Source organism: Pseudomonas sp. R151218B TE3479, assembly GCF_053629195.1.
Genome location: NZ_JBRJHV010000001.1, coordinates 4,627,355 through 4,650,843 on the forward strand (window position 1 = coordinate 4,627,355; position 23,489 = coordinate 4,650,843).

Annotated in this window: 20 protein-coding genes; 6 read left to right on the forward strand and 14 right to left on the reverse strand. The window is 63.4% G+C overall.

Annotation, left to right across the window (positions count from 1 at the left end; all coding sequences use genetic code 11):
* Position 1 precedes the first annotated feature (1 nt).
* The 3 genes from AB7M32_RS19850 to AB7M32_RS19860 all read right to left on the reverse strand — a co-directional run bounded on the left by AB7M32_RS19850 (position 2) and on the right by AB7M32_RS19860 (position 6,517).
* Entirely contained in the window at positions 2 to 3,775 is a 3,774-nt protein-coding gene (locus AB7M32_RS19850; RefSeq protein ID WP_454251064.1) for a nitrate reductase subunit alpha, read from the reverse strand.
* Positions 3,776 to 3,840: 65 nt separating this feature from the next.
* On the reverse strand, positions 3,841 to 5,238 hold the full coding sequence (locus AB7M32_RS19855; protein WP_072404316.1) for a NarK family nitrate/nitrite MFS transporter: 1,398 nt from the start codon (positions 5,236 to 5,238) through the stop codon (positions 3,841 to 3,843).
* Positions 5,216 to 6,517 (reverse strand): MFS transporter, encoded by a 1,302-nt coding sequence (locus AB7M32_RS19860; protein WP_219734580.1) that lies wholly within the window; start codon positions 6,515 to 6,517, stop codon positions 5,216 to 5,218. Before AB7M32_RS19860 ends, AB7M32_RS19855 begins: the two co-directional genes overlap by 23 nt.
* A 310-nt stretch (positions 6,518 to 6,827) precedes the next feature.
* On the opposite strand from AB7M32_RS19860, the gene AB7M32_RS19865 reads away from it, so the two are divergent.
* The 3 genes from AB7M32_RS19865 (at position 6,828) to AB7M32_RS19875 (ending at position 10,167) form a co-directional block, all read left to right on the forward strand.
* Positions 6,828 to 8,627: a HAMP domain-containing protein gene (locus AB7M32_RS19865; RefSeq protein WP_454251065.1), complete on the forward strand. Its 1,800-nt coding sequence runs from the start codon at positions 6,828 to 6,830 to the stop codon at positions 8,625 to 8,627.
* Positions 8,624 to 9,271, forward strand: coding sequence for a two-component system response regulator NarL (gene narL, locus AB7M32_RS19870; protein ID WP_454251066.1), 648 nt, complete (start codon positions 8,624 to 8,626; stop codon positions 9,269 to 9,271). Before AB7M32_RS19865 ends, narL begins: the two co-directional genes overlap by 4 nt.
* A 218-nt stretch (positions 9,272 to 9,489) precedes the next feature.
* Positions 9,490 to 10,167 (forward strand): Crp/Fnr family transcriptional regulator, encoded by a 678-nt coding sequence (locus AB7M32_RS19875; RefSeq protein WP_454251067.1) that lies wholly within the window; start codon positions 9,490 to 9,492, stop codon positions 10,165 to 10,167.
* A gap of 171 nt (positions 10,168 to 10,338) precedes the next feature.
* Here AB7M32_RS19875 and AB7M32_RS19880 read toward each other — a convergent pair whose 3' ends face one another.
* The 8 genes from AB7M32_RS19880 to norR all read right to left on the reverse strand — a co-directional run bounded on the left by AB7M32_RS19880 (position 10,339) and on the right by norR (position 17,427).
* A complete protein-coding gene (locus AB7M32_RS19880; RefSeq protein ID WP_454251068.1) occupies positions 10,339 to 10,728 on the reverse strand; it encodes a putative zinc-binding protein in 390 nt (129 codons plus the stop codon).
* Positions 10,728 to 11,198 (reverse strand): ubiquinone anaerobic biosynthesis accessory factor UbiT, encoded by a 471-nt coding sequence (gene ubiT, locus AB7M32_RS19885; RefSeq protein WP_454251069.1) that lies wholly within the window; start codon positions 11,196 to 11,198, stop codon positions 10,728 to 10,730. The genes AB7M32_RS19880 and ubiT overlap by 1 nt, the downstream gene beginning before the upstream one ends.
* Complete coding sequence (locus AB7M32_RS19890; protein WP_454251070.1) at positions 11,192 to 12,082, reverse strand: U32 family peptidase; 891 nt, start codon at positions 12,080 to 12,082, stop codon at positions 11,192 to 11,194. Before AB7M32_RS19890 ends, ubiT begins: the two co-directional genes overlap by 7 nt.
* A gap of 11 nt (positions 12,083 to 12,093) precedes the next feature.
* A complete protein-coding gene (gene ubiU, locus AB7M32_RS19895; protein ID WP_060742089.1) occupies positions 12,094 to 13,089 on the reverse strand; it encodes a ubiquinone anaerobic biosynthesis protein UbiU in 996 nt (331 codons plus the stop codon).
* Positions 13,090 to 13,170: 81 nt separating this feature from the next.
* The gene (locus AB7M32_RS19900) at positions 13,171 to 14,406 is read right to left on the reverse strand and encodes a molybdopterin molybdotransferase MoeA (RefSeq protein ID WP_454252178.1); all 1,236 of its coding nucleotides are present in this window, start codon (positions 14,404 to 14,406) and stop codon (positions 13,171 to 13,173) included.
* Entirely contained in the window at positions 14,403 to 14,957 is a 555-nt protein-coding gene (gene moaB / locus AB7M32_RS19905) for a molybdenum cofactor biosynthesis protein B (protein WP_454251071.1), read from the reverse strand. Before moaB ends, AB7M32_RS19900 begins: the two co-directional genes overlap by 4 nt.
* Positions 14,958 to 15,044: 87 nt before the next feature.
* Positions 15,045 to 15,692 carry a pyridoxamine 5'-phosphate oxidase gene (pdxH, locus tag AB7M32_RS19910; RefSeq protein WP_454251072.1) on the reverse strand — a complete coding sequence of 216 codons (648 nt, stop codon included), beginning with the start codon at positions 15,690 to 15,692 and terminating at the stop codon, positions 15,045 to 15,047.
* A gap of 202 nt (positions 15,693 to 15,894) precedes the next feature.
* Positions 15,895 to 17,427: a nitric oxide reductase transcriptional regulator NorR gene (norR, locus tag AB7M32_RS19915; protein WP_454251073.1), complete on the reverse strand. Its 1,533-nt coding sequence runs from the start codon at positions 17,425 to 17,427 to the stop codon at positions 15,895 to 15,897.
* A 158-nt stretch (positions 17,428 to 17,585) separates the two neighbouring features.
* Between norR and ytfE the strand changes: the two genes are divergently transcribed.
* Positions 17,586 to 18,260, forward strand: coding sequence for an iron-sulfur cluster repair protein YtfE (gene ytfE / locus AB7M32_RS19920; RefSeq protein WP_454251074.1), 675 nt, complete (start codon positions 17,586 to 17,588; stop codon positions 18,258 to 18,260).
* A 179-nt stretch (positions 18,261 to 18,439) separates the two neighbouring features.
* Here ytfE and AB7M32_RS19925 read toward each other — a convergent pair whose 3' ends face one another.
* A complete protein-coding gene (locus AB7M32_RS19925; RefSeq protein WP_454251075.1) occupies positions 18,440 to 18,877 on the reverse strand; it encodes a hypothetical protein in 438 nt (145 codons plus the stop codon).
* A gap of 25 nt (positions 18,878 to 18,902) precedes the next feature.
* Positions 18,903 to 20,093: an NnrS family protein gene (locus AB7M32_RS19930; protein WP_072404339.1), complete on the reverse strand. Its 1,191-nt coding sequence runs from the start codon at positions 20,091 to 20,093 to the stop codon at positions 18,903 to 18,905.
* A gap of 563 nt (positions 20,094 to 20,656) precedes the next feature.
* Here AB7M32_RS19930 and AB7M32_RS19935 point away from each other — a divergent pair.
* Together AB7M32_RS19935 and AB7M32_RS19940 are read left to right on the forward strand one after the other, a co-directional pair.
* On the forward strand, positions 20,657 to 21,340 hold the full coding sequence (locus AB7M32_RS19935) for a Crp/Fnr family transcriptional regulator (RefSeq protein WP_072404341.1): 684 nt from the start codon (positions 20,657 to 20,659) through the stop codon (positions 21,338 to 21,340).
* Positions 21,337 to 21,537, forward strand: coding sequence for a protein DnrP (locus AB7M32_RS19940; protein ID WP_072404343.1), 201 nt, complete (start codon positions 21,337 to 21,339; stop codon positions 21,535 to 21,537). The genes AB7M32_RS19935 and AB7M32_RS19940 overlap by 4 nt, the downstream gene beginning before the upstream one ends.
* 4 nt (positions 21,538 to 21,541) lie before the next feature.
* Here the strand turns inward: AB7M32_RS19940 and AB7M32_RS19945 are convergent, their stop codons facing one another.
* Positions 21,542 to 23,380 (reverse strand): nitric oxide reductase activation protein NorD, encoded by a 1,839-nt coding sequence (locus AB7M32_RS19945; protein ID WP_158455986.1) that lies wholly within the window; start codon positions 23,378 to 23,380, stop codon positions 21,542 to 21,544.
* Between the last annotated feature and the right edge of the window lie 109 nt (positions 23,381 to 23,489).

Sequence of the window (23,489 nt, forward strand, 5' to 3'; positions counted from 1 at the left end):
CTCAGTTCTCCTCGATATCAGTCGGCAGTGGACGCGGCAGATCATCGCCACTGGAACCGTCGAGCCAATCGACCTTGGACATCTTGCGCACCACGACGAACTCGTCGCGGTTGCATCCGACCGTGCCGTAATAGTTGAAGCCGTAGGCCTGTTGGGCGTAGCCACCGATCATGTGGGTGGGCTTGAGCACCACGCGGGTCACCGAGTTGTGGTGGCCGCCACGGGTCTTGGTGGTTTCCGAACCGGGTACGTTCACGATCCGTTCCTGGGCGTGGTACATCATCACCATGCCTTCCTTGACCCGCTGGCTGACCACCGCACGAGCGGTTAGCGCGCCGTTGACGTTGAAGCACTCGATCCAGTCGTTGTCCTCGATACCGGCGCGCTTGGCGTCGATTTCCGAAAGCCAGACAATCGGTCCGCCACGGCTCAAGGTCAGCATCAATAGGTTGTCGCTGTAGGTGCTGTGGATGCCCCACTTCTGGTGCGGGGTGATCCAGTTCAGGACGATCTCGGTCTCGCCATTGCTGCGCTTGCCCTTCACGCCTTCGATGGTGCGGGTGTTGACCGGCGGCCGGTAACTCATCAGTTGCTCGCCGAACGCCTGCATCCACGGGTGATCCTGGTAGAACTGCTGGCGACCGGTGATGGTGCGCCATGGAATCGCCTCGTGAACGTTGGTGTAGCCGGCGTTGTAGCTCACGTGATCGTCTTCCAGGCCAGACCAGGTCGGGCTGGAAATGATCTTGCGTGGCTGGGCCTGGATGTCGCGGAAACGAATGGCTTCGTGTTCCTTGGAGACGGCCAGGTGGCTGTGGTCGATGCCGGTGAATTCCGACAGCGCCGCCCAGGCTTTCACCGCGACATGGCCGTTGGTTTCCGGCGCCAGGGACAGGATCACTTCGGCGGCGTCGATGGCGCTGTCGATCTTCGGCCGCCCTTGGCTGATGCCGGCCTCGACTTCCTTGTGGTTCAGTTCGCCGAGGAATTTCACTTCAGTCTCGGTGTTCCAGTTGATGCCCTTGCCACCATTGCCGAGCTTCTCGAGCATCGGGCCCAGGGACGTGAACTGCTTGTAGATGTTCGGGTAGTCGCGCTCCACTACTTGCAGGTTCGGTGCGTTCTTGCCCGGGACCGGCGCCACACCGGCGCTTTTCCAGTCGGTGCCGCCAAAGGGTTGGGCCAGCTCGCCGACGCTGTCATGCATCAACGGTACGGTGACCAGGTCTTTTTCCACACCCAGGTGGCCGACCGACATGGCGGAAAACGCCTTGGCGATGCCCTTGTAGATCTCCCAGTCCGAACGCGACTCCCAGGCCGGATCGATGGCGGCCGACAGCGGGTGGATGAACGGGTGCATGTCCGAGGTGTTCATGTCGTCTTTTTCGTACCAGGTCGCGGTCGGCAAGACGATGTCGGAATACACGCAGGTCGAGGACATGCGGAAGTCCAGGGTGGTCACCAGGTCGAGCTTGCCAATGGCGCCCTCGTCGACCCATTCGGCTTCGGTGGGCTTGCACTCGGTGCTATGACCGATGTCTTCGTTCATCACGCCGTTCTTGGTGCCCAGCAGGTACTTGAGCATGTACTCGTGGCCCTTGCCCGAGGAGCCCAGCAGGTTGGAACGCCAGATGAACATGTTGCGCGGGAAGTTCACCGGGCTGTCAGGCTGTTCGCAGGCAAAGCGCAGGGAACCGTCCTGCAGCGACTTGACCACATAGTCCTTGGGCTCCAGGCCCGCGGCGGCGGCATCGCGGCAGATGTGCAGCGGGTTGGTGTTGAGTTGCGGCGCGCTGGGCAACCAGCCGGCCCGTTCGGCGCGGATGTTGTAGTCCAGGGCGTGCTCGGGGAACTGCGACTTGTCGGCCAGGGGCGAGAGCACGTCGTGCATGCTCATCTTCTCGTGACGCCATTGCGAGCTGTGGCCATAGAAGAAGCTAGTGCCGTTCATCTGCCGTGGCGGGCGGCTCCAGTCCAGGCCGAAGGCCAGGGGCAGCCAGCCGCATTGCGGACGGAGTTTTTCCTGGCCCACATAGTGGGCCCAGCCGCCGCCGGTCTGGCCGACGCAACCGCAGAGCATGAGCATGTTGATCAGCCCGCGGTAGTTCATGTCCATGTGGTACCAGTGGTTCATCGCCGCACCGACGATGATCATCGAGCGTCCACGGGTCTTGTCGGCGTTGTCGGCGAACTCGCGGGCGATCTGGATCGCCTTCTCGCGGCTCACACCGGTGATTTGCTCCTGCCAGGCCGGCGTACCGGGCACCGAGGCATCGTCGTAGTCCTTGGCGACGTTGGCGCCACCCAGGCCACGGTCGATGGCCAGGTTGGCGGCCGACAGGTCGAACACGGTGGCGACTTTCGCCACGCTGCCGTCGGCCAGCACCACGCTGTGCACCGGCACCCGCCGGAACTGCACTGCGTCACCGGCCACATGCTGGAAGTACTCCTGGGCTTCGCCGGCGAAGTACGGGAACGCCACCTCAGCGACGTCGCCGCCGATCAGGCTCAGCTTGAGGTCGATCTCACGGCCCTCGCCGCCTTCACGGGGAAGGATGTTCCACTTGCCCTTCTCGCCCCAGCGATAGCCGATGGAGCCTTGGGGTGAAACCAGTTCGCCGCAGGCATCCAGGGCGATGGTTTTCCATTCCGGGTTGTTCTCTTGGCCGAGGTTGTCAGTCAAGTCACTGGCCCGCAGGAAACGGTCCGGCTGGTAACCCGCGCCCGGCGCTGCGCCAAGCATCGGCTTGAGCATCACCAGCACCGGCAGGTCGGTGTAGCGCTTGGCATACTCGGTGAAATAGACGCTGGGCTTGTCCAGGTGAAATTCTTTGAAGATCACATGGTTGAAGGCCTGGGCCAGGGCAGCGTCGGTGCCCTGCTTGGGGTTGAGCCACAGGTCGGTGAGCTTGGCGACTTCCGAGTAGTCCGGGGTGATCGCCACGGTCTTGGTGCCCTTGTAGCGCACCTCGGTGAAGAAGTGGGCATCAGGGGTACGGGTTTGCGGGACGTTGGAGCCCCAGGCGATGATGTAGTTGGAGTTGTACCAGTCGGCCGACTCCGGCACGTCGGTCTGCTCGCCCCACACCATTGGCGAAGCGGGCGGCAAGTCGCAGTACCAGTCATAGAAGCTCAGGCACACACCACCGATCAGCGACAGGTAACGCGAGCCGGCGGCATAACTGACCATCGACATGGCCGGGATCGGCGAGAAACCCACCACCCGGTCCGGGCCGTGCGTCTTGACGGTGTAGACGTTGGCGGCGGCAATGATCTCGTTGACTTCTTCCCAGTTGGAGCGGATGAAGCCGCCCATGCCGCGCTTGCTCTTGTACGAGTCGGCCTTGGCCTTGTTCTCGACGATGCTGGCCCAGGCTTCGACAGGCGGCAGGGTCTGCCGGGCTTCGCGCCACAGCTTGAGCAACGGCTTGCGGATCTTCGGGTACTTGAGCCGGTTGGCGCTGTAGATGTACCAGCTGTAGCTCGCGCCACGCGGGCAGCCCCGTGGTTCGTGGTTGGGCAGGTCATTGCGGGTGCGCGGGTAGTCGGTCTGCTGGGTTTCCCAGGTAATCAGGCCGTTCTTGACGTAGATTTTCCACGAGCACGAACCGGTGCAGTTCACCCCATGGGTGGAACGTACGATCTTGTCGTACTGCCAGCGCGAACGGTAGACGTTTTCCCAGTCGCGGGACTCCTTGCGGGTCTCGCCATGGCCGTCTGAAAACTCGCCTTGCTTGCGGTTGAAGAACCGCAGTTGATCCAGTAAATGACTCACAGTGTCTTCCTCTCAGGCTTGCTCCGCGGGGTCTGCGCCCCGCCCACGCAATAGTTGAATTCGTCTTAGCAGGGTGTCGCCGCGCCTTTGCGGGCGTACCACCACCAGGTCACCACGATGCAGCTCAGGTAGAAGCCGACGAACATGTAGAAGGCCATCTCCGGGCCGCCGGTCAGGGCCATCGAAGAGCCGAATGATTTAGGAATGAAGAACGCACCGAAGGCGCCCATGGCCGAGCTGAAACCCAGCACCGCCGCCGACTCCTTGCCGGCGTTCTTGAGCGCTTGCTCGCGCACCTCGGGCTTTTTCCCCAGGGCGGCTTTTTCATGCAGGGTGCGGAAGATCACCGGGATCATGCGGAATGTGGAACCGTTGCCCACGCCGGTGGTGATGAACAGCAACATGAACATGCCCAGGAAGCCGTAGAAGCTGCCGCCCTGGCCGCCTTGTGGCAGGAAGTGCAAGACGCCGAACACCATCACGATCATCAGCACGAAGTTCCACAGGGTGACCTTCGCGCCACCAAGCTTGTCCGCCAGCCAACCACCCAACGGCCGCACAAGCGCACCGACCAGCGGGCCGAGGAAGGCGAATTTAAGCGCAATGACTTCCGGGAACGAGGTCTTGATCAGCAGCGGGAACGCGGCGGAGAAACCAATGAACGAGCCGAAGGTCGCCAGGTACAACCAGCACATCAGCCAGTTGTGCTTGCGCTTGAAGATCACCGCCTGCTCGCTGAACGATGCGCGGGCGCTGGACAAATCGTTCATGCCGAACCAGGCAATCAAGGTTACGGCGAGGATGAACGGCACCCAGATGAAACCGGCGTTCTGCAGCCACAGCGAGCTGCCATCGGCCAGCACCTGAGGCTGGCCGCCCATGAAGCCGAACACACCGAAGGAGATCACCAGCGGCACGCTGAACTGCATCACCGACACGCCCAGGTTACCCAGCCCGGCGTTCAGGCCCAGGGCGGTGCCCTGTTGGGACTTGGGGTAGAAGAAGCTGATGTTGGACATGCTCGAGGCGAAGTTGCCGCCGCCAAAACCGCAGAGCAGCGCGATCAGCACGAACACGCTGTAGGGCGTGGCCGGATTCTGCACCGCGAAGCCCATCCATAGCGCCGGCAGCAGCAGCGACGCGGTGCTCAGGGCCGTCCAGCGACGGCCACCGAAGATCGGCACCATGAACGAATAGAAGATGCGCAAGGTCGCGCCGGACAACCCCGGCAACGCCGCCAGCCAGAACAATTGGTCAGTGGTGAAGCTGAAGCCAATGGCGTTGAGGCGCACGATCACCGTGCTCCAGACCATCCAGACCGCGAAGGCCAAGAGCAGCGCTGGAATGGAGATCCACAGGTTGCGCCGGGCGGTCAGTTTGCCGCTCTTGCCCCAGAAAGCAGGGTCTTCCGGACGCCAGTCATGAATGACCGGGCCTTTTTCAGGCGTTTGCAGAACGGACATGTTCTTCTCCTTGGGCAATGCTGGAAAACGGGGATTGGCTAGCCGGCGACTGTTTACCCAGCAGCGGGCGCTTGCGCATTTCGCTGAAGTACATCCAGGTCAGGGAGACCCAGACCACGCCGTACATCAACATGAAGCAGGACGAGCGCACGCCGGTGAGGTCCACCAGGGCGCCGAACATGATCGGCAGCACGAACCCGCCCAGGCCGCCGGCGAGGCCGACGATGCCGGACACCGCGCCCATGTTTTTCGGATAGTCGTTGGCGATGTACTTGAAGACCGAGGCCTTGCCGAACGCGAAGGCGATGCCCATCACGAACAGCAGCACGGTGAACAGCGTGGCGTTGAGGCCGATATGGAAGTCGACGATGCCGTTGACGGTTTGCACTTGCAGTTGGGTCTGGGGGTAGGACAGCAGGAACAGGCAGATCCAGCTCACCCACAACACCCACCAGGTCACGCTCTGGGCGCCCCAGCGGTCGGACATCCAGCCACCGACGGCCCGCAGCACACCGCCAGGCAGGGAGAAACACGCCGCCAACAGCGCTGCGCTTTGCAGGCTGAAGCCGTATTCCTGCACGTAGTATTTGGTCATCCACAAGGCCAGGGCCACGTAGCCGCCGAACACGATGGAGTAGTACTGGCAGTAGCGCCACACGGCCGGCTCTTTCAGGGTTTTCAACTGCTCGCGCAACGTGGCGCCGCCGGTGCCGCTGTGTTCCTTTTTCTCGGTGGTGAGAAACCAGAACAGCAGCGCGGTGATGAACAGGATGGCGCTGAACACCTTGGGCACCAGGTGCCAGGAGCCAAACGCGATCAGCGCCGGGGCGAGGAACTTGGTCACCGCCGCACCAGCGTTGCCGGCACCGAAGACGCCCATGGCGAAGCCCTGGTTCTGCTTGTCGAACCACTTGGCGACGTAGGCGATGCCCACCGAGAACGAGCCGCCGGCCAGGCCGACGAACAGGCCCAGCACCAGGAATTGCCAGAAGGCCGTGGCGAGGGTGATCAGGTACAGCGGCAACACGCAGGCCAGCATCAGCAGGAAGAACACGATCCGTCCGCCAAAGCGGTCGGTCAGAAGTCCCAAGGGCAAGCGCACCAACGAACCGGTCAGCACCGGCGTGGCCGCCAACAGGCCGAACTGGGTCTCATTGAGAGCCAGCAGCTCCTTGATCGGAACGCCGAGCACGGCAAACATCATCCAGACCATGAAGCACACGGTGAAGGCCAGGGTACTCATCCCTAGTACCAGCCCTTGTTGCACTTGCGCTCGCATCACGATGCACTCCGTCAGTTCGATTGAGCGCAGCCTAGTGACAGGAACCCCGCGAAAACTTGACCTGGGTCAACGTGCCTCGGGGCGGTACAGGCCTATGCTTGGCCCGTCTACCTCCAAGGAGGTAGACCTGGATATTGATGAAACCCTTTGTTTATCAATATTTTGATCCAGTTGGCCGAGGCTTTTATGGAAACGGAACGGCCAGCAACTCTTTAGAGGTAGTGCGCCCAGGATCGGCTGCTACACCCCCAGGTCCAGGGCGCCCCCCTATGTGCGGTTCACCGTTTTGCCTTCCCGGCCTACGTCGATGATGGGTTGGCTGCGCAGTTCCCTGCCCGCTCGCGCCGGGCTGGCGGTGATCCTGATCGCCATCCTGGCCCTGGCCAGTTCCTTGAGCGCCGGGCTGATCGCCTGGTTCAGCCAGGGCGACGCCGCGGCCATCAATACCGCCGGTTCCGTGCGCATGGAGACCTACCACCTGAGCTGGAAACTGGCGGCAGGGGCCAACGAGGACATCCCGGCGATCATCGACAGCCTGCAACAACGCCTCGACAGCCCGGCCCTGCGCGCCGTGCTGGAAGATGGGCCGGAAACCTCCCTGCACAAGAGCTATCGCGACCTCATCCAGCGCTGGAGCCAGACCTTGCGCCCGTCCATTGAGCGAGGCGATTCGGCGTTTTTCCAAAGCAGCGCTCCTTCTTTCGTTGAGCAACTGGACCAGTTCGTCACCCTGCTGCAACGCCAGAGCGAACACAAACAAGGCTGGCAACAGACGATCCAGGGCATGGCGCTGTTCAGCACCATGATCATCCTGCTGATCGGCCTGTATGAATTGCAGTACGGCGTGGTCACGCCCTTGCAGGAACTGGTGGACGCCACCCAGCGCTTTCGCCGTGGCGAATTCCAGGTGCGGGTCAACCATCAGTCCGAGGACGAACTGGGGCAGTTGGCGACCAGTTTCAACACCATGGCCGAGACCATCGAGCAATCCCACCGCACCCTGGAAAACCAGGTCCAGCAAAAGACCTTGAACCTGCAACAGGCCAACGCCGCCCTCGAACTGCTGTACCAGAGCAGTCGCAGCCTGGCGACGCGACAGGCCAATGCCGAAGGCCTGGATGAGCTTATCCGCCGATTCCAGCAGCGCTTGCCGGGGTTGCGCCTGACGCTGTGCCTGCAGGGGCAATTGCAGGCTCCGGCCAGGCACCTGCTGGCCCTGCATGGCGCCGCCAGCCGCCAGGTCTGCGCCAGCAGCGATTGCGCCAGTTGCCACCGGCATAACGCCGCTCGCCCGCAGGCCTTCAGCATCAGTAACCAGGGCACCGAACTGGGTGAGCTCAAAGCGCATTTCGTCGACGGTCACGCGGCACAACCCTGGGAAACCGCATTGATCCAGGCCCTGGCCAACCTGATCGGCACGTCGCTGTCCCTCAAGCGTCAGCGCGAACAGGACCATCGCCTGCTGCTGCTCGACGAACGCACGATCATTGCCCGCGAGCTGCACGACTCCCTGGCCCAGGCCTTGTCGTACATGAAGCTACAAGTCAGCCGCATGCAGACCCTGATGCGCCGGGGCGAACCGGTGCACACCCTGGAGACCGTCACCGGCGAGCTGCGCGAGGGACTGAACAATGCCTATCGGCAACTGCGTGAACTGCTCACCACCTTCCGCCTGCAAATCCACGACGACGGCCTGGTCGAGGAACTCAAGGACACCGCCGAAGAGTTCTCCAACCGCGGGGACTTCCAGGTGCACCTGTTCGTCGACACCCTGGCCTTCGAGCTGTCGGCCAGCGAGCAAATCCACATCCTGCAGATCACCCGCGAAGCCCTGTCCAACTGCCTGCGCCATGCCCATGCACAAAACGCCTGGCTCGAACTGCGCCAGGAAGGCGAGACCGTACACCTGTCGATCGAAGACGATGGCCGGGGCTTCAGTGGCGAGGTCGACCAGCGCGAACACCATGGCCTGAACATCATGAACGAGCGGGCCCGCAGCCTGCACGGCCAACTGCAGATTCACTCCCGTACACCCCAGGGCACCCGTATCCAGGTGCATTTCCAGCCGGAGTTCCTGGGCCAACCCACTGAAGGCATCGCAACATGAACGCCCCCCTGCGTCACACCCTGCTACTGGTCGACGATCACCCGATGATGCGTCGCGGGATCCGCCAGATGCTCGAGCTCGAAGACGATTTGCAGATCGTTGGCGAAGCCAGCCACGGCGAAGAAGCCCTGACCCTGATCGAACCGCTCCAACCCAACCTGGTGTTGCTGGACAACAACATGCCGCAGATGAACGGCATCGAGACCCTGCGCCGGCTGCGCGCCATGCACTACACCGGCAAGGTGCTGTTGTTCACTGTCTCCGATGCCGAGGACGACATCCGCGATGCCCTGCGCCTGGACGCCAATGGTTACCTGCTCAAGGATATGGAGCCGGAACTGCTGATCCAGTACATCCGCGACGCCCTCAACGGTGCCTTGGTGATCAGCCCCGGCCTGACCCGCGTCATGGCCCAGGCCCTGCGCTCGCCGCCGCGCCAGGCCGATGTGGAACTGACCGAACGCGAACGCCAGGTGCTCAAGACCATCGCCGGCGGCTACAGCAACAAGGTCATCGGCCACAAGCTGGGCATCACCGAAGGCACGGTCAAGGTCCATGTGAAGAACCTGCTGCACAAGCTCGGCCTGCGTTCGCGGGTGGAGGCGGCTGTGTGGGCGATGGAACATTTGCGCGGGGCGGGTTAGATCAATTCAACACATTTTCCCCTGTGGGAGCGAGCTTGCTCGCGAAAGCGGTGGATCTGCCTGCGGCGATGTCGGCTGTGCAGCCGTCATCGCGAGCAAGCTCGCTCCCACAGGGTTTGTGTCTTGATCGAGCGGTCCTCCCTCTTCCGAGGTAGGCCTGCGGAGGCATAGGCCGGCGGCGACTTGGGCACTACCATGACGGCACGCGGAGGTACGCCATGCTGACCCACCCTTCCATCGTTTTACTGTTGCGTCGTCATCACCTGTTCAGCCAATTGCCCGAGCGGGTGTTCGAAGAGGTTTGCAGCCTGGCCGTCCTCAAGCGCCTGGCCTGCAACAGCACGCTCATGCACCAGGGCGACCCGGCCAAGCGGTTTTTCTTGCTGGTCAGTGGCCAGATCAAGCTGTTTCGGGTCACTGGCGAGGGCCAGGAGAACCTGGTGGAAATCATCCAGCCCGGGCAGACTTTCGCCGAGGCCCTGCTGTTCAGCCAGGCCCGTTGCTACCCGGTCAGCGCATCGGCGATCAAGGACAGTGTGCTGGTGAGTATCGAAGGCACCCATTACCGCAAGGTCCTGGAGGACCAGCCCAAGGTCTGCCTGGCGATCCTGGCGAGCATGAGCATCCACCTGCACCAGCGCCTCAAGGACATCGATAACCTGACCCTGGCCAGCGCCAGCCGGCGGGTCATCAATTTCCTGCTGCAGGAACGCGATCCTTGCGACGGTCAGTTGGTGTTGCAAGTTTCCAAACGCCTGGTGGCCTCCAAGCTGGGGATCCAGCCGGAAACCTTTTCGCGGATTCTTCATCGTCTGGTGGACGGCGGCCTGATCGCCATGGAGCGGCGCAACATTCGCATCCTGGCCGAAGAGGCGCTGGAGGCTTACCAGCAATAGCTGCGAATCCTCCATGGCGGTCAGCCCATCCCCCTGTGGCGAGGGGATTTATCCCCGCTGGGGCGCGCAGCGCCCCCCTTCAACTGCCTGACACACCGCGAGCTCAGGCTTTGGGGCTGCTTCGCAGCCCAACGGGGATAAATCCCCTCGCCACAGGGGTGTGTGGAGCCTTTATTCGCCATTCGGCCTATCGATTTCATCACCCCCTATCATCGCTATCAACCGCTCGAACAATGCATCGCCCTCCTCTTGCGAGCAATCGACCCCAAAACGCTTGCGCCAGCCCAACTGACTCAAAATCACATGCACATCCGCCTCCAGGTCATGCTGCTGCAAACACGCCTGCACGCACTGCAACGGGCAACCGTCCAGGGCAATGATCGGCCGCCCCGAGCGCGCCTTGTTCACCAACGCCGCCACATGCCCGCCCACGCCAACAATGCAGGACATCTCGGCCAACCCGGCGCGGTCCAGGCGCAGGGCGACGGTGTTGGCCAGTTGCGCCACGTTGGAACAACCGGAACAGGAATACACCAGGGGCAATACGCTTGGGGCTTTCATCACACTGCTGCCAACCCCTTGCCCGCCCGTTCCAGATTGCGCCATAACCACGGCGGCAATACGTCTGGATCGAGGCTGTCGATCAGGTTCTTCAGCGCCAACCCCAGTTCGGTGTCGCCCTCGATCACCAGCCGCCGCCGGAAGAACAGCGTGTCGGGATCCTCCTGACGGCTGGCCAGCAACAGAAATTCGCGCCAGTTGCCGCTGATGGTGACCTGGGCTTCGGCGCGCTCGGCGATGCGCAATCCATCCCGCGCCAGGGTCAGGTACCAGCACAGCTTCAAGTCGGGCACCCGCAGGCACAACCAGCGCCCGCGTAGCACATCGAACCCGCCATCGCGCAGCGGCTCGGCCAGGCAGCGATTGAGCGCCTGCTGCAACGCCAAGCGCTGCACCACGAACGGCACCTTGCCCATCAGGGGCAGCAAGCGGTCAGCGCCCTTGAACACCCACTTCTTCGGACTCAACACAGGCCTGCCTCCTCTACCTTCAACATGCCGGCATGGCCGTGCCAGTAACCGTTGCACCCTTCGACGAACAGCGGCGGTGCCTCGCCCTGGCGAACCTTGTCGAAGGCCGCGACCACCTCGGCCATGCCCTGGGCGCGCGGGCTCAGCCGCAGCAGGTCGGCACCGCAGGCCAGCAGCGCTTGGTAATCGGCCAGCAGGTTGGTCACCTCGCCGGACATCGTCTGGATGCCGTTGAGGGTGAACAACTGTTGGCCTTCCTGACTGCTCAACGCCAGGCCATCGGGGTAGTTGATGCAACAGAACTGACAGTCGTCCTTGGGTCGGTTTTCGGCCCGGGCGGTAAAGCAGCGCGCCGAGTACGCCAAGGGCAGATGACCATAGGAAAAAATCTCCACTTCAGGCACCTCGCGGTCTATCTCCCGCACCTGCTCCAGCACGTCGCCGATCAGCGCCGCCGAGCACTCCACCGGTGGCACCCAGCGGATCATGCCGCTGTCGAGCAATTGCCCCAGGGCATGGCCGTTGTACAGGTTCAGCGCCGGGCCGCCCACGAAGGGCAGCTTGCGTTCGGCCAGGAACTGCACCGCACCCATGTCGTTGGCTTCCACCAACAATTGGCCGTTGTCACACAGGCGTCGCAGCGAAGACAGCTCCGAAGCCGCCTCGATCAACGTCAGGCTCGACAACACAATCTGCGCCTGGCTACACGTTTGCAGCTCGCGCCCCAGGCCCAGCCATTGATCCAGGGAAAACGCCCGGCGCTTCGAGCACACGGTTTCCCCCAGGTAAATCACGTCCAGCGGCAAGGCCGACATCTCGGCATAGAAATTCCCCAGTTGCGCTTTGTCCCAGTAAAACAGGACCGGTCCCAGGCTGAGTTTCATCTGGCCTCCTCTCATTGCCATGATCGATGGTAGGCGCCCAGGGTGGTCTGGCTGCCTTCGGACAGACCAGCCAGCACCTGGCGCCATTCTTCCCGCACCCGGAACCGCTGCGGCGCGGCCTGGTGGGCATCCAGCGCGGCGCGCCAGACCCGGGTTACCTGCTCAACGTAGGCAGGGCTGCGCTGGCGGCCTTCGATTTTCACCGCTTCAACGCCGATGGCGGTCAGTTCCGGCAGCAGGTCGAGGGTGTCGAGGCTGGTGGGTTCTTCTAGCGCATGGAAGCGTTTGCCACCCACCAGGAAGCGGCCCTTGCACAGGGTCGGGTAACCGGCCGGTTCTTCGGGGGTGTAGCGGTCGATCAGCACCTCGCTCAAGCGTGCGCTGAGGCCTTGGGCGTCCTCGCTCCAGCGCACCGCCTTGGCGGGCGAGCAGACGCCGCACAGGTTCGGCGATTCGCCGGTGATGTAGGAAGACAAGTGGCAACGGCCCTCGGCCATGATGCACAGGCTGCCGAAACCGAAGACTTCGATAGGCACCGGGCTGCCCGCCGCCACCTGCCGCACCTGGGCCAGGGATAGCACCCGCGGCAGCACCGCGCGGCGGATGTCATAGCGCTGGGCGTAAAAAGCCAGGGCCGCGGCGTGGGTCGCCGAGCCTTGTACCGACAGGTGCAGCGCCAGTTTCGGATGGCGCTGGCTGGCGTAGCCGAGCACGCCGGGGTCGGCGGCGATCAAGGCGTCCACGCCGAAATCGGCGGCACGGTCCACGGCCCGTTGCCAGCGCTCCCAACCCTTGGGTTGCGGGTAAGTATTGACCGCCACGTACAGTTTGCGTTGGTGCTGACGGATGTGCGCGACCGCGGCGTCGAACTGTTTGTCGTCCATGTTCAGCCCGGCGAAGTGCCGAGCATTGGTGTCATCGCGAAAGCCGACATAGACGGCATCGGCGCCTTGGCGCACCGCCGCTTTGAGGGCAGGCAGATTCCCTGCCGGGCAAACCAGTTGCATGGGGCATCCTCGTGAGAAAACTAAGGGCGCCGCCAGTCTAGCCAGCCCTCGGCCGGCGACCTTGACGGCAATCAATTGCCATCAATGCATCAGGTCAGTGAATGGCAGGTACAGCACCTTGTCGTGCTTGTGCAACTGCGCCTCACACTCCACCACCGCCAGCCCATCGGCCCAGCACGCGGCCGTCAGCATCGCCGAACTTTGCTGCGGGTGCAGCGCCACGCACAGGTGGCCGTTGGCATCCGCCACCAACCTGGCGCGCAAATACTGTCGGCGCTGGTTGCGCTTGAGCCAGTCGAACCCCGCCGGCAGTTGCAACGGCACCGGCAGGACATCGCCCATGCCCTGGGCCCGAAACAGGAACGGCCGCACGACGATCAGCGCGGTAATCAACGCCGCCGACGGATTGCCCGGCAGCCCGAGCCAAGGCTTGCCTTCCACATCGCCAAAGGCCAGGGGCTTGCCCGGCTGGATCGCCAGGCGCCAGAGGTCGATGCTGCCCAAGGTTTCGATGGCTTGCTTGAGGTGGTCCTCTTCACCCACCGAAACACCGCCCGATGTGATCAGCACATCGCATTCGGCCGCGGCCAGGCGCAACGCTTGCCGACTGGCCAGTAACTGGTCGGGCATGACCCCGAAGTCATGCACCTCGAGGCCCCAGCCGCGCAACAGCGCGGCGAGACTATGGCGATTGCTGTTGTAGATCTGCCCCGGCGCCAGTGGCTCGCCCGGTTCGCGCAGCTCATCGCCGCTGCTGAGCAAGCCCACTTGCAAGGGGCGATAGACGTCCACCTGAGGGACTCCGGCACCGGCGAGCAAACCCAACTCCTGGGCGCGCAGGCGCGTGCCGGCTTCAAGCAGCCGGTCTCCTCGACGCAGTTCCTCACCTTTCTTGCGCACATGGTCACCGCTATTGACCGACGGCAACCAGACCCGCTCGCCATCGACCTGGCAACTTTCCTGTGGCACCACCGTGTCGGCCCCCGGTGGCAGCGGCGCACCGGTAAAAATCCGCACGACCTGCCCGGCCTGCAACGGTTTGCCCGGCTCGTCACCGGCGGCGATGCGCCCGGCCAACGCCAGGTAGCCGCCGTCAACCGGCAGGTCAGCGGCCCGCAGGGCATAGCCGTCCATCGCGCTGTTGTCCCAGGCCGGCAGATTCATCGGGCACAGGATATCGGCGGCCAACACACGCGCCAGGGCCTGGTCCAGGCCGCCCCGTTGCACGGGCGGTGGTGGCGGTGCCTGGTCGAGCAAATGCCGGATCGCCTCATCCACCGGCATCAACACGCCGCTGTCGCACACCCGACCGCTCACGAGCGCGTCTCGCATGCGACAGGGGCGATGCCGGCCTGGGGCTTGAGGTGCGGAGTGAAATTGCACGGGCCGGTGCGGCTATCCAGTTGCCCGGCCAGGATCTGCTCCCAACCGGTCCGGCAAGCCCCCGGCGAGCCTGGCAAGCAACACACCAGCACGCCATTGCTCATGCCCGCCAATGCCCGCGATTGCAGAGTGGACATGCCAATCTGCGCCAGCGACACCTGGCGGAACAGCTCGCCGAAACCGTCCACCTGCTTGTCCAGCAACGGCGCCACCGCTTGGGGGGTGTTGTCGCGCGGGGTGAAACCAGTGCCGCCGGTCATCAACACCACCTGCACCTTGGGGTCGGCGATCCATTGGGAGACCTGGGCGCGGATCTGATAGATATCGTCCTTCACCCGCCCACGGTCGATGAGCACGTGCCCAGCCGTCTGCAGCAGGTCCGCCAGGGTCTGGCCCGAGGTGTCGGTGTCGAAGGTTCGAGTATCGCTGATGGTGAGGACCGCGATGTTCAGCGGTTGAAAGAGGCGTTGCGTCAGATGGGCCATGATCAGCCGTCCTGTCAGAAAAGATGGCCCAGCCTGAACCGCAAACGTTGCCGGGCCTATTCCTCCTTGGAGGTACCTCCCATGGCGTCAGGGTGCCAGGCGGCTGCGCTGCCAGGCGCCATCGCGCAGGCGATAGTCGAGGCGATCGTGCAAACGGTCGGCGCGGCCCTGCCAGAACTCCAACCGCTCGGGCCGCAGGCAATAACCGCCCCAATGGTCGGGGCGCGGCATGGGGTGATCGGCGAAGCGTTGTTCCGTCTGCGCCAGCAAGGTCTCCAGCGCGGCCCGATCTGCCAGTGGGCGACTTTGTGGCGACGCCCAGGCACCCAGGCGACTGCCTGCGGAGCGGGACTCGAAATAGGCATCCGACAGCGCCGGATCGAGTTTGTGGACAGCCCCTTCGATGCGTACTTGCCGCTCCAGCCCCGGCCAGAAAAACGCCATGGCCGCCCAGGGATTCGTCGCCAGGTCCTGTCCCTTGGCGCTTTCGTAGTTGCCGAAAAACGAAAAACCCTGGGCGTCGAACCCCTTGAGCAACAGCACCCGACAATGGGGCCGGCCCTGCTCGTCCACCGTCGCCAGGGCCATGCTGTTGGCTTCCACCGGTGGGCTTTCGGTCTCGCGGGCTTGTTGCATCCAGAGCCCGAACAGGACCAGGGGATCGTCCGGTGCCTGGGCTTCATCCAGGCCGTCGAGGGTGTACTGGCGGCGCATTTTGGCCAGGGAAAGGGGCATGAGGGTGATCTCCACTATGGGTTTGGGCCAGTGTGGAGTCGACTGCGTTGGCTGGCCTTGATCGTTGTCAATGCCGGTTCTTGTGGTGAGTTGAAGGGCGCTATCGCGAGCAAGCTCCCACAGGTGATCTGCTGTGTTCACAAGATCCCTGTGGGAGCGAGCTTGCTCGCGATGAAGGCAACGCGGTCCAACAGATCAACAGCTACTTGAGCCCCAACCGCCGCGCCAGCTTATGCAAGTTGCTCGGATCCACTTCCAACAGCCGCGCCGCCCCCGCCCAGTTCTGCCCGCAACGCTCCAGGGCGTTGAGGATCGCCTGTCGCTGGCAACCATCGACCGCTTCGCTCAACGGCTGGATCGGTACATCGGGCGCCTCCAGGGGTGCCTCCAGCAGTGCATGGACCGTGGCGGTATTGGCGTTGACATCCAAGTCCAGCACATGCGGCTCCAGAGTCATGATCAGGCTGCGACTGGCGCCACGACTCAGTTGCTTCAACGCGGCGCGACTGATCACGTGTTCCAGTTCCCGCACATTACCCGGCCAGCTATACGCCAATAGCGCCTGTTCGGCCGCCGGTGACAGGCGCAAGCCGCGCAGGCCCAGTCGCGTGCGGTTCAGTTCGAGAAAGTGCCCGGCCAACATCAACACATCGTGGCCGCGCTCGCGCAACGGCGGGATCGGCACTGGGTAGACCGAAAGCCGGTGGTACAGGTCGGCGCGAAACAGCCCGTCGCGAATGCTGTCGGGCAAGTGCCGGTTGGTGGCGGCGATGATCCGCACATCGACGTGCAGCGGCTTGTCCGCCCCCAGGCGCTGGATCTCGCCGTTCTGCAGAGTGCGCAGCAACTTGGCCTGTACGCTCAACGGCAACTCACCGACCTCATCGAGAAACAGCGTGCCACCGTTGGCCGCGTCGAAACGCCCGGCGCGGTCGGTGGTCGCCCCGGAGAACGCGCCTTTGACGTGGCCGAACAACTCGCTTTCGGCCAGGGACTCGGGCAACGCCGCGCAGTTGACCTGGACCAGCGGCTTGTGACCGCGCCGGGACAGGCGATGCAGGCGGCGGGCGAACAGCTCCTTGCCCACACCGGTTTCCCCCAGCAACAGCACCGGCAGTTCAGAGTCGGCCAGCACATCCAGCTCGTTGAGCAGTTGCTGCAAACCTTCACTGCGGCCAAGGATCTCGCCCTCCTCGGCTGGCAAGCGCAGGTCCGTCTGGTCGCTGCGCGATGCCCGCAGGCTACGGTTTTCCTGTTCAAGTCGAGTGACCCGCACCGCCGCCTCGATCTGCAAGGTACAGCGCTTGAGTTCCTCCCGGGCGCGACTGTCGAAGGTGCCGGCGTGCAACGCATCCAGGGTGATCGCGCCCCACAGCCGGCCTTCCACGTACAGGCTTACGCCCATGCAGTCATGCACCGGCAGCGGTTCACCAACGTGGTTGTCGAGCAAGCCGTCATAAGGATCGGGCAAGCGACTGTCCGGTTCGAACCAGGTGGGTTCGCGCGAGGCCATGATCGCCGCCAGGCGCGGGTGCTGGGCAATCACGAAGCGCCGCCCCAGCGCCTCGTGGACCAGGCCCACGGTGGCCACGGGCCTGAGGCTGTCATCGTCCAGGCGCAGCAACCCCACGGCGCCACTGTCGAAGTATTCGCGCAGGGTCTGCACCAGGCGCTGCAATCGCACCGCATTGGGCAGCTCGACGATCAGGTCGGCGGCCAGGCTTTCACGCAGCATGGTAGTGGTGACCCTCCAGGGTTCGTTTGACCCTTCGCAGTCAGGGTGACAATCACCCTGAAAAAAATTATTCGTTTATTTTCAGCCAGTTAAATCTGGCACGCCGGCTGCAAAGTCCACTCGTCTGTCCCTCCCGGGATTCAACCCAAGGAAACATGATGAGCCTCGAATTGCTGGACCAAAGCCTCGGCCAACTGGCCTGCGACATTCCCGGTGCCACCCGTACCTTCCATCATTACAACCTCGACTTCTGTTGCGGCGGGCAAAAATCCTTGCGCGAAGCCGCGCTGGGCAAAGGCCTGAACCCGCTGCTGATCGCCGATGCCCTCAACACCCTGCAAGCCGCCGGAGAGCTGAGCCATGACTGGCGCGACGAGCCCCAGGCGCTCCTGATCGCCCACATCCTGGAACGCTACCACGCGCGCCATCGCGAACAACTGCCGGAACTGATCCGCCTGGCCCGGCGCGTCGAGCAGGTCCATGGCGCGCGGTCCAGTTGCCCCAACGGCCTTGCCGATCACTTGCAGGACATGTATCAGGAACTCGAAGGCCACATGCTCAAGGAAGAACAGGTGCTGTTCCCGATGCTGCAACAGGGCCTGGGCGAACGGGCCTCGGCGCCGATCCAGGTGTTGCGCTACGAACACGATCAGCACGGTGAAGCCCTGGAAACCATGCTCGCCCTGACCGACCAGATCACCCCGCCCTCCGACGCCTGCAACACCTGGCGCGCCCTGTATCGCGGGCTGGTGGAGTTTCGCGACGACCTGATGCAGCACATCCACCTGGAAAACAATGTGTTGTTCGTCAATGCGATGAAGCCCACCCGCTAACCCTCAAACAACGCATTTGCCCCTGTGGGAGCGAGCTTGCTCGCGATGGCGCCGGATCAGTCAATATTGAGTTGTCTGACCCACCGCTATCGCGAGCAAGCTCGCTCCCACAAGGGATTGATGCTGTTCGACCTATTTTGCAAAGCCCTTGAATCAAATACCGGCTCTTACCCTCCAGCTCAAAACTGCCAATAGAACATCGCCTTGGCCAGCACCACGATCAACACCATGTGCCCCAGGATACTGCGGCGCAACCAGCAGGCTCGGTTCGGCGTCAGGCGGCCGCTCTTGAGCCAGTACGCCAGCCACAAATAGTGACCGATGATGCTCAGCGCCAGCAGGATCTTCAGGCTCAGCAGCAGGCCGAAGCTGTTGCTCAGCGGCTGGCTCAATGCGCTGCGATGCTGCCAGGCCAGGGCCATCCCGGCGCCGTACAGCAACAGCACCACGCCGTGCAGGACGTGTCGCGAGCGCTTGGCGATGGCCTGGTCGGCGGCGTCCTTGACACCTTGGGCCAGGGGCCGGCGGGCGGCATGCCAGATAAAAACCTCGAAAAACAACGTGCCAATGAAGGCGATGGCCGCCAGCAGATGCGTGACCAGCAAGACCCCGTACATCATCGTTCCCCTACGCCCCAACGACTCATCCCGGATGCCCATCCACCCGGGCCTTCAGCAGCATCGGCCCGTAGCGCCAGGCGTATAGACCGAACGCCAACGTCCAGCACAACCCCGCGAGCCACAGCCCGGCCAGCGGCAACAGCAGCACCAACAGCACGCGGCTCAGGCATGCCAGGTTCAGCAGGATGAACGCCAGGGTCATGCCCGCCGGTGGCTCCAGCGCTCGCCCGGTATGGCCCAGGCTAACGCGGGCAATCATCGCCAGGATCAACCCGGCCATGGCGCCGATGGTCAGGCTGTGCACCGCCAGGCTCGGGTTCACCGGCACGCCGAAGTGCCACAGCGCCATCCCCAGACAGGCCACCGCCAGCCAAGCGTAGGCCAGGTGCAACGACCACAGCAGCGGCACCCGCCACAAGTGCCGGTCATGCCACCGCACCAGTCGAATCCCGTGTCCCACCGCCAATGCGGCGAACAACAGGCCGACCCAGGCGCTGGCCGCCAGTGCCTGGCCGAAGGCATACAACAACGCCACCAGCGCCGACCCCGCCAGCAACAGGCGATCGAGCCACGGCCAAGGGGCCACGCCCTCGACCCGACCGAGGCCTCGCTGGGTAAAGAATGGAATCACGCGCCCGCCGATCAACCCCATCATCGCCGCTACCAGCCACAGACCGGTGAGCACGCTCTGGCGCTGCAAGCCCTCGTTGTGCTGCACCAGGCCGTACACGGATAACCCATCGGCGGCAGCCAACAGCAGCAATACCAGGACAATCGGGTAATTGCGTTTCTGCCGCACACGCCACAACGTCAGCCCCATCAACGCGGCGACCGCCAGGGCAAACCCCAGCTCCAGCAGCGTCAACACCGGCCAGGGTGCATTGACCAGCCAGGCCAGCCGCGCGCCCAGCCACAGCAGCGCCAGCGTGGCCAAGCGCTTGCCGCTGAGCCCCGGGGTGCCGGTCCAGGTCTGCACCGCCGTCAACAGGAACCCGGCGATGATCGCCAGGCCGAAACCGAACAACAGTTCATGGCGGTGCCAGGCCAACCAACCGCCGGCTGGCTGCCAGGCCGACAAGCGCCCGGTAAACGCGGCGAGCCAAAAGGGAATGGCCAGCAGCGCCAGCACGCAACCGGCCAGAAAAAACGGCCGAAACGCCAGGCGCCACAGCGGCGCGATGGCCATGGCCTTGCGACGGTCAAGCACTTGCATACACCACTCCTTTGCCTCGCTGAACCGTCAGCGAGGTACGACAAACCAGGGTTCGAATGATCGGCTATCGACGCTGGCAGGCCTTGTCTCAGATCAAGCCAACCAGATGCCTCGGCCAGACACTTGCAAGGGGCTTGCCGAACCGGGTCGAGCCGCTCGCCAAATACCTCTGTCCCCCCTGTGGGAGCGAGCTTGCTCGCGATGGCGGTGGCTCAGTTGCACTGATGTTGGATGTGCGGCCGTCATCGCGAGCAAGCTCGCTCCCACAAAGACTGTAGCTGAATGGGGTATTTATGACCCTTTAATGGTTGTTTTTACCCTATCGCGCCAGGGTCATTTCTACCCTCACCAGCCCCAACGCCCCACCAATCAAAGCCCCCGGGCCTGGCCCGGCTCTTGCTCAGCCACGGCATCACCTTTCTTGTCGGGGCCATCCATGAAATCCGTCGTTCTGCCGCTTACCTGGTTCGTCATGCTCTCCTGCGTCGTGGCGCTTGCCAGCGGCCTGTCCCTGAGCCTGGTCTGACCCCGCCTTCTCTTTAGCCATTACAAGGATCCATGCCATGGTGCTCCACCGTGTCCATCACCAGATTCTGCGCAGCCATCATCTGTTCGAACCCTTGAACGAAGAACAGCTCGACGAATTGATGAGCAACAGCCAACTTCTGAGCATCGACAAGGGCGACCCGTTGTTCCGTCAGGGAGAGCCGGCGCAGGCGTTTTACTTCGTGATTTCCGGGGCGGTGAAAATCTACCGGCTGACCCCGGACGGCCAGGAAAAAGTCTTCGAGGTCATCGGCGAGCGCCAGACCTTCGCCGAAGCCATGATGCTGATGGATACGCCCAACTACGTCGCGTCCGCCGAAGCCGTGGGCCCGACCCAGCTGTATCGACTGTCCAACATCACCTATATGCGCCTGTTGCAAAGCAATAGCCGGCTGACCTTCGCCCTGCTCGGCAAGCTCTGCGTGCGCCTGCACCAGCGGGTCAACGAGATTGAAACCCTGTCGCTGAAAAACGCCACTCACCGCGTGGTGCGCTACCTGCTGACGCAACTGGTGCGCCTGCAAACCGTGGACAGCCAGTTCGAATTGCCGATGGCCAAGCAACTGATCGCCGGGCACTTGTCGATCCAGCCGGAAACCTTTTCGCGGATCATCCGGCGCCTGATCGACGAAAAAATCATCACCCAGGACGGTCGCCAGATCGCCATTCTCGATCGTCTGCGCCTGGAACAATTCGAATGAGCGCGCAGCCCACTTGCCTGTATTGCCAACAGGCCAACCCTGTCGATGCCACCGAATGCCATCTGTGCGGCATGCCCTTGCCGGCCGAGGTGGCAAGGGCCGGCGAACGCCGGCTACGGCGCTTCGGTTGGTTCTGTGGCGGGCTGACGATCTTCTGCATCGTCATGTTCTTCTGGCTGCCTCGCAGCATCGTCTGAACCCTCAATCCTGAGTCAATTGCCGGTACAACTGCGGTAGACGCAGCGGCAATTGCTCGGGCTGGCGAATCAAGGTGTAGCCATTGGCCCCGAACATGTACGGCAGGTAATCCCCCGCTTCGCGGTCGATGGTGATACAGAACGGCGTCAACCCTTGACGCCGCGCCTCGAGCACCGCCTGGCGGGTGTCTTCCACGCCGTAGCGTCCCTCGTAGAGGTCCAGGTCATTGGGCTTGCCGTCACTGAGCAGCAACAACAATTTGCGCCGGCGTTTGCAGCCCGCCAACCGTTGCGTGGCCTGGCGAATCGCTGCGCCCATGCGCGTGTAGTAACCAGGCTTGAGGCCCTGGATGCGCCCGCGGGTGTGATCGTCGTAATGCTGGTTGAAAGCCTTGAGTTCATGCATGCGCACCTGCTGGCGACGCAGAGAGGAGAACCCGTACAAAGCGAAATCATCCCCCAGCACCGACAGGGTTTCGCCGAACAGCAACAGGCTGTCGCGGATCACATCGATCACCCGGTGCTCGTCATTGAGGTGGGCATCGGTGGACATCGACAGGTCGGCCAGCAGCAGGCAGGCCAGGTCGCGACGGGTCTGGCGCTGGTCCATGAACAGTCCGCGTTCGCTGCACGGGCCATGCTGGCGCTCGACATGAAAATCCAGCCAGGCTTGCAGGTCCAGCTCCGAACCTTGGGTTTGCTGGCGCAACCACTGGCGATCGTTGCGCAAGTGTTCGAACTGGCGACGCAGGCGCTGGGCCGAGCTTCGCAGGCGTACGGGCAACGGCTGGGGCTGGCAATCGCGGGGGGTGAAGGTTTGCAGGCTGACGAAGTCGTCCTGCAGGCGTTGCTTGCGATAATCCCATTCCGGCAACAGGATGCCCGCGCCCAACGGGATGTCGTCCACATCGGCCGGAGGCAGGTCCAGGTGCAGTTTCAAGCCACCGCCCTTGCGTATGCGGGTGCGTGACAAGGTCAACTGGTCCAGGTCCTCGGCGACGCGAGCGGCGTCCGGGTCTTCGCTGTCATCGGCCCAGCGATCCAGGTCCACGTGTTCGGTCCAACTGAACAGGTTTTCCAGGCGCACGATCAGCAACCCACCGTCACGGGTGGTGTCATCGATTCGCTCGGCGCGCTTGCGCCCACCTTGCTGTTCACCGGGTGGCGTCGCCAGGTATTGCTCGGACTCTTCGAGATTGGCGGCCTGGGGATTGGCCAGGTGTTGGGGTGGGTAGAGCCACAGCGGCAACGGCCAGGCGGCCCGCTCGCTGCGGGGAAAATGTTCGACACTGCCCGGTTCGCGCAAGGCTTGGCACAACGCCCGCTCCAGGGCGGCTTCGACCGGTTTGAGCGTGGCGGGATCGGGGCGCAGGGACAGGTGCGCGTCCACCAGCCGTCGGTAGCGAGGGCGCAGCGCCGGGTAGCGCTTCAACACCGCTTGGGTCCAGCGCTGATTGTCCCGTCCCCAATGCTTCATCGGCCCCGACTGCGCGGCCAGCAACGCCAGCCAGCGATACAGCTCTTCGTTCAGGCCGACATCGGGGAACGCCGCCAGGCTCGCCGGCAAACGCAGGTTATTGCCATCGCAGCAAGCCAGGGGCACTTGCTTGCAGGTGCCGGCGATCTGCTGCAACAGGTTGCGACGTAGTAACAGATCACGGTCGCTGACCGCCTCCACACCCAACTGGCGAGAGCCGCCCGTCGCGTGAAACAGCACTTGAAGGGAGCGTTGCCGCGCAATCAGTTCCACCCGTGCTTCGGGAAAATCCACGCTGGCGCGGCGGGTGATGAAACGGTGCCAGACACTGCCGACCCACTCTTCCAGCTCGAGGGTGAATGCCATGGTTGTTCTCCTATCGACCCGTTGCGGTGAAAGAACTGGTTCGCACTGCTCTTTGTGGCGAGGGAGCTTGCTCCCGCTTGGGTGCGAAGCGCCCATCAACAAGGGTCTG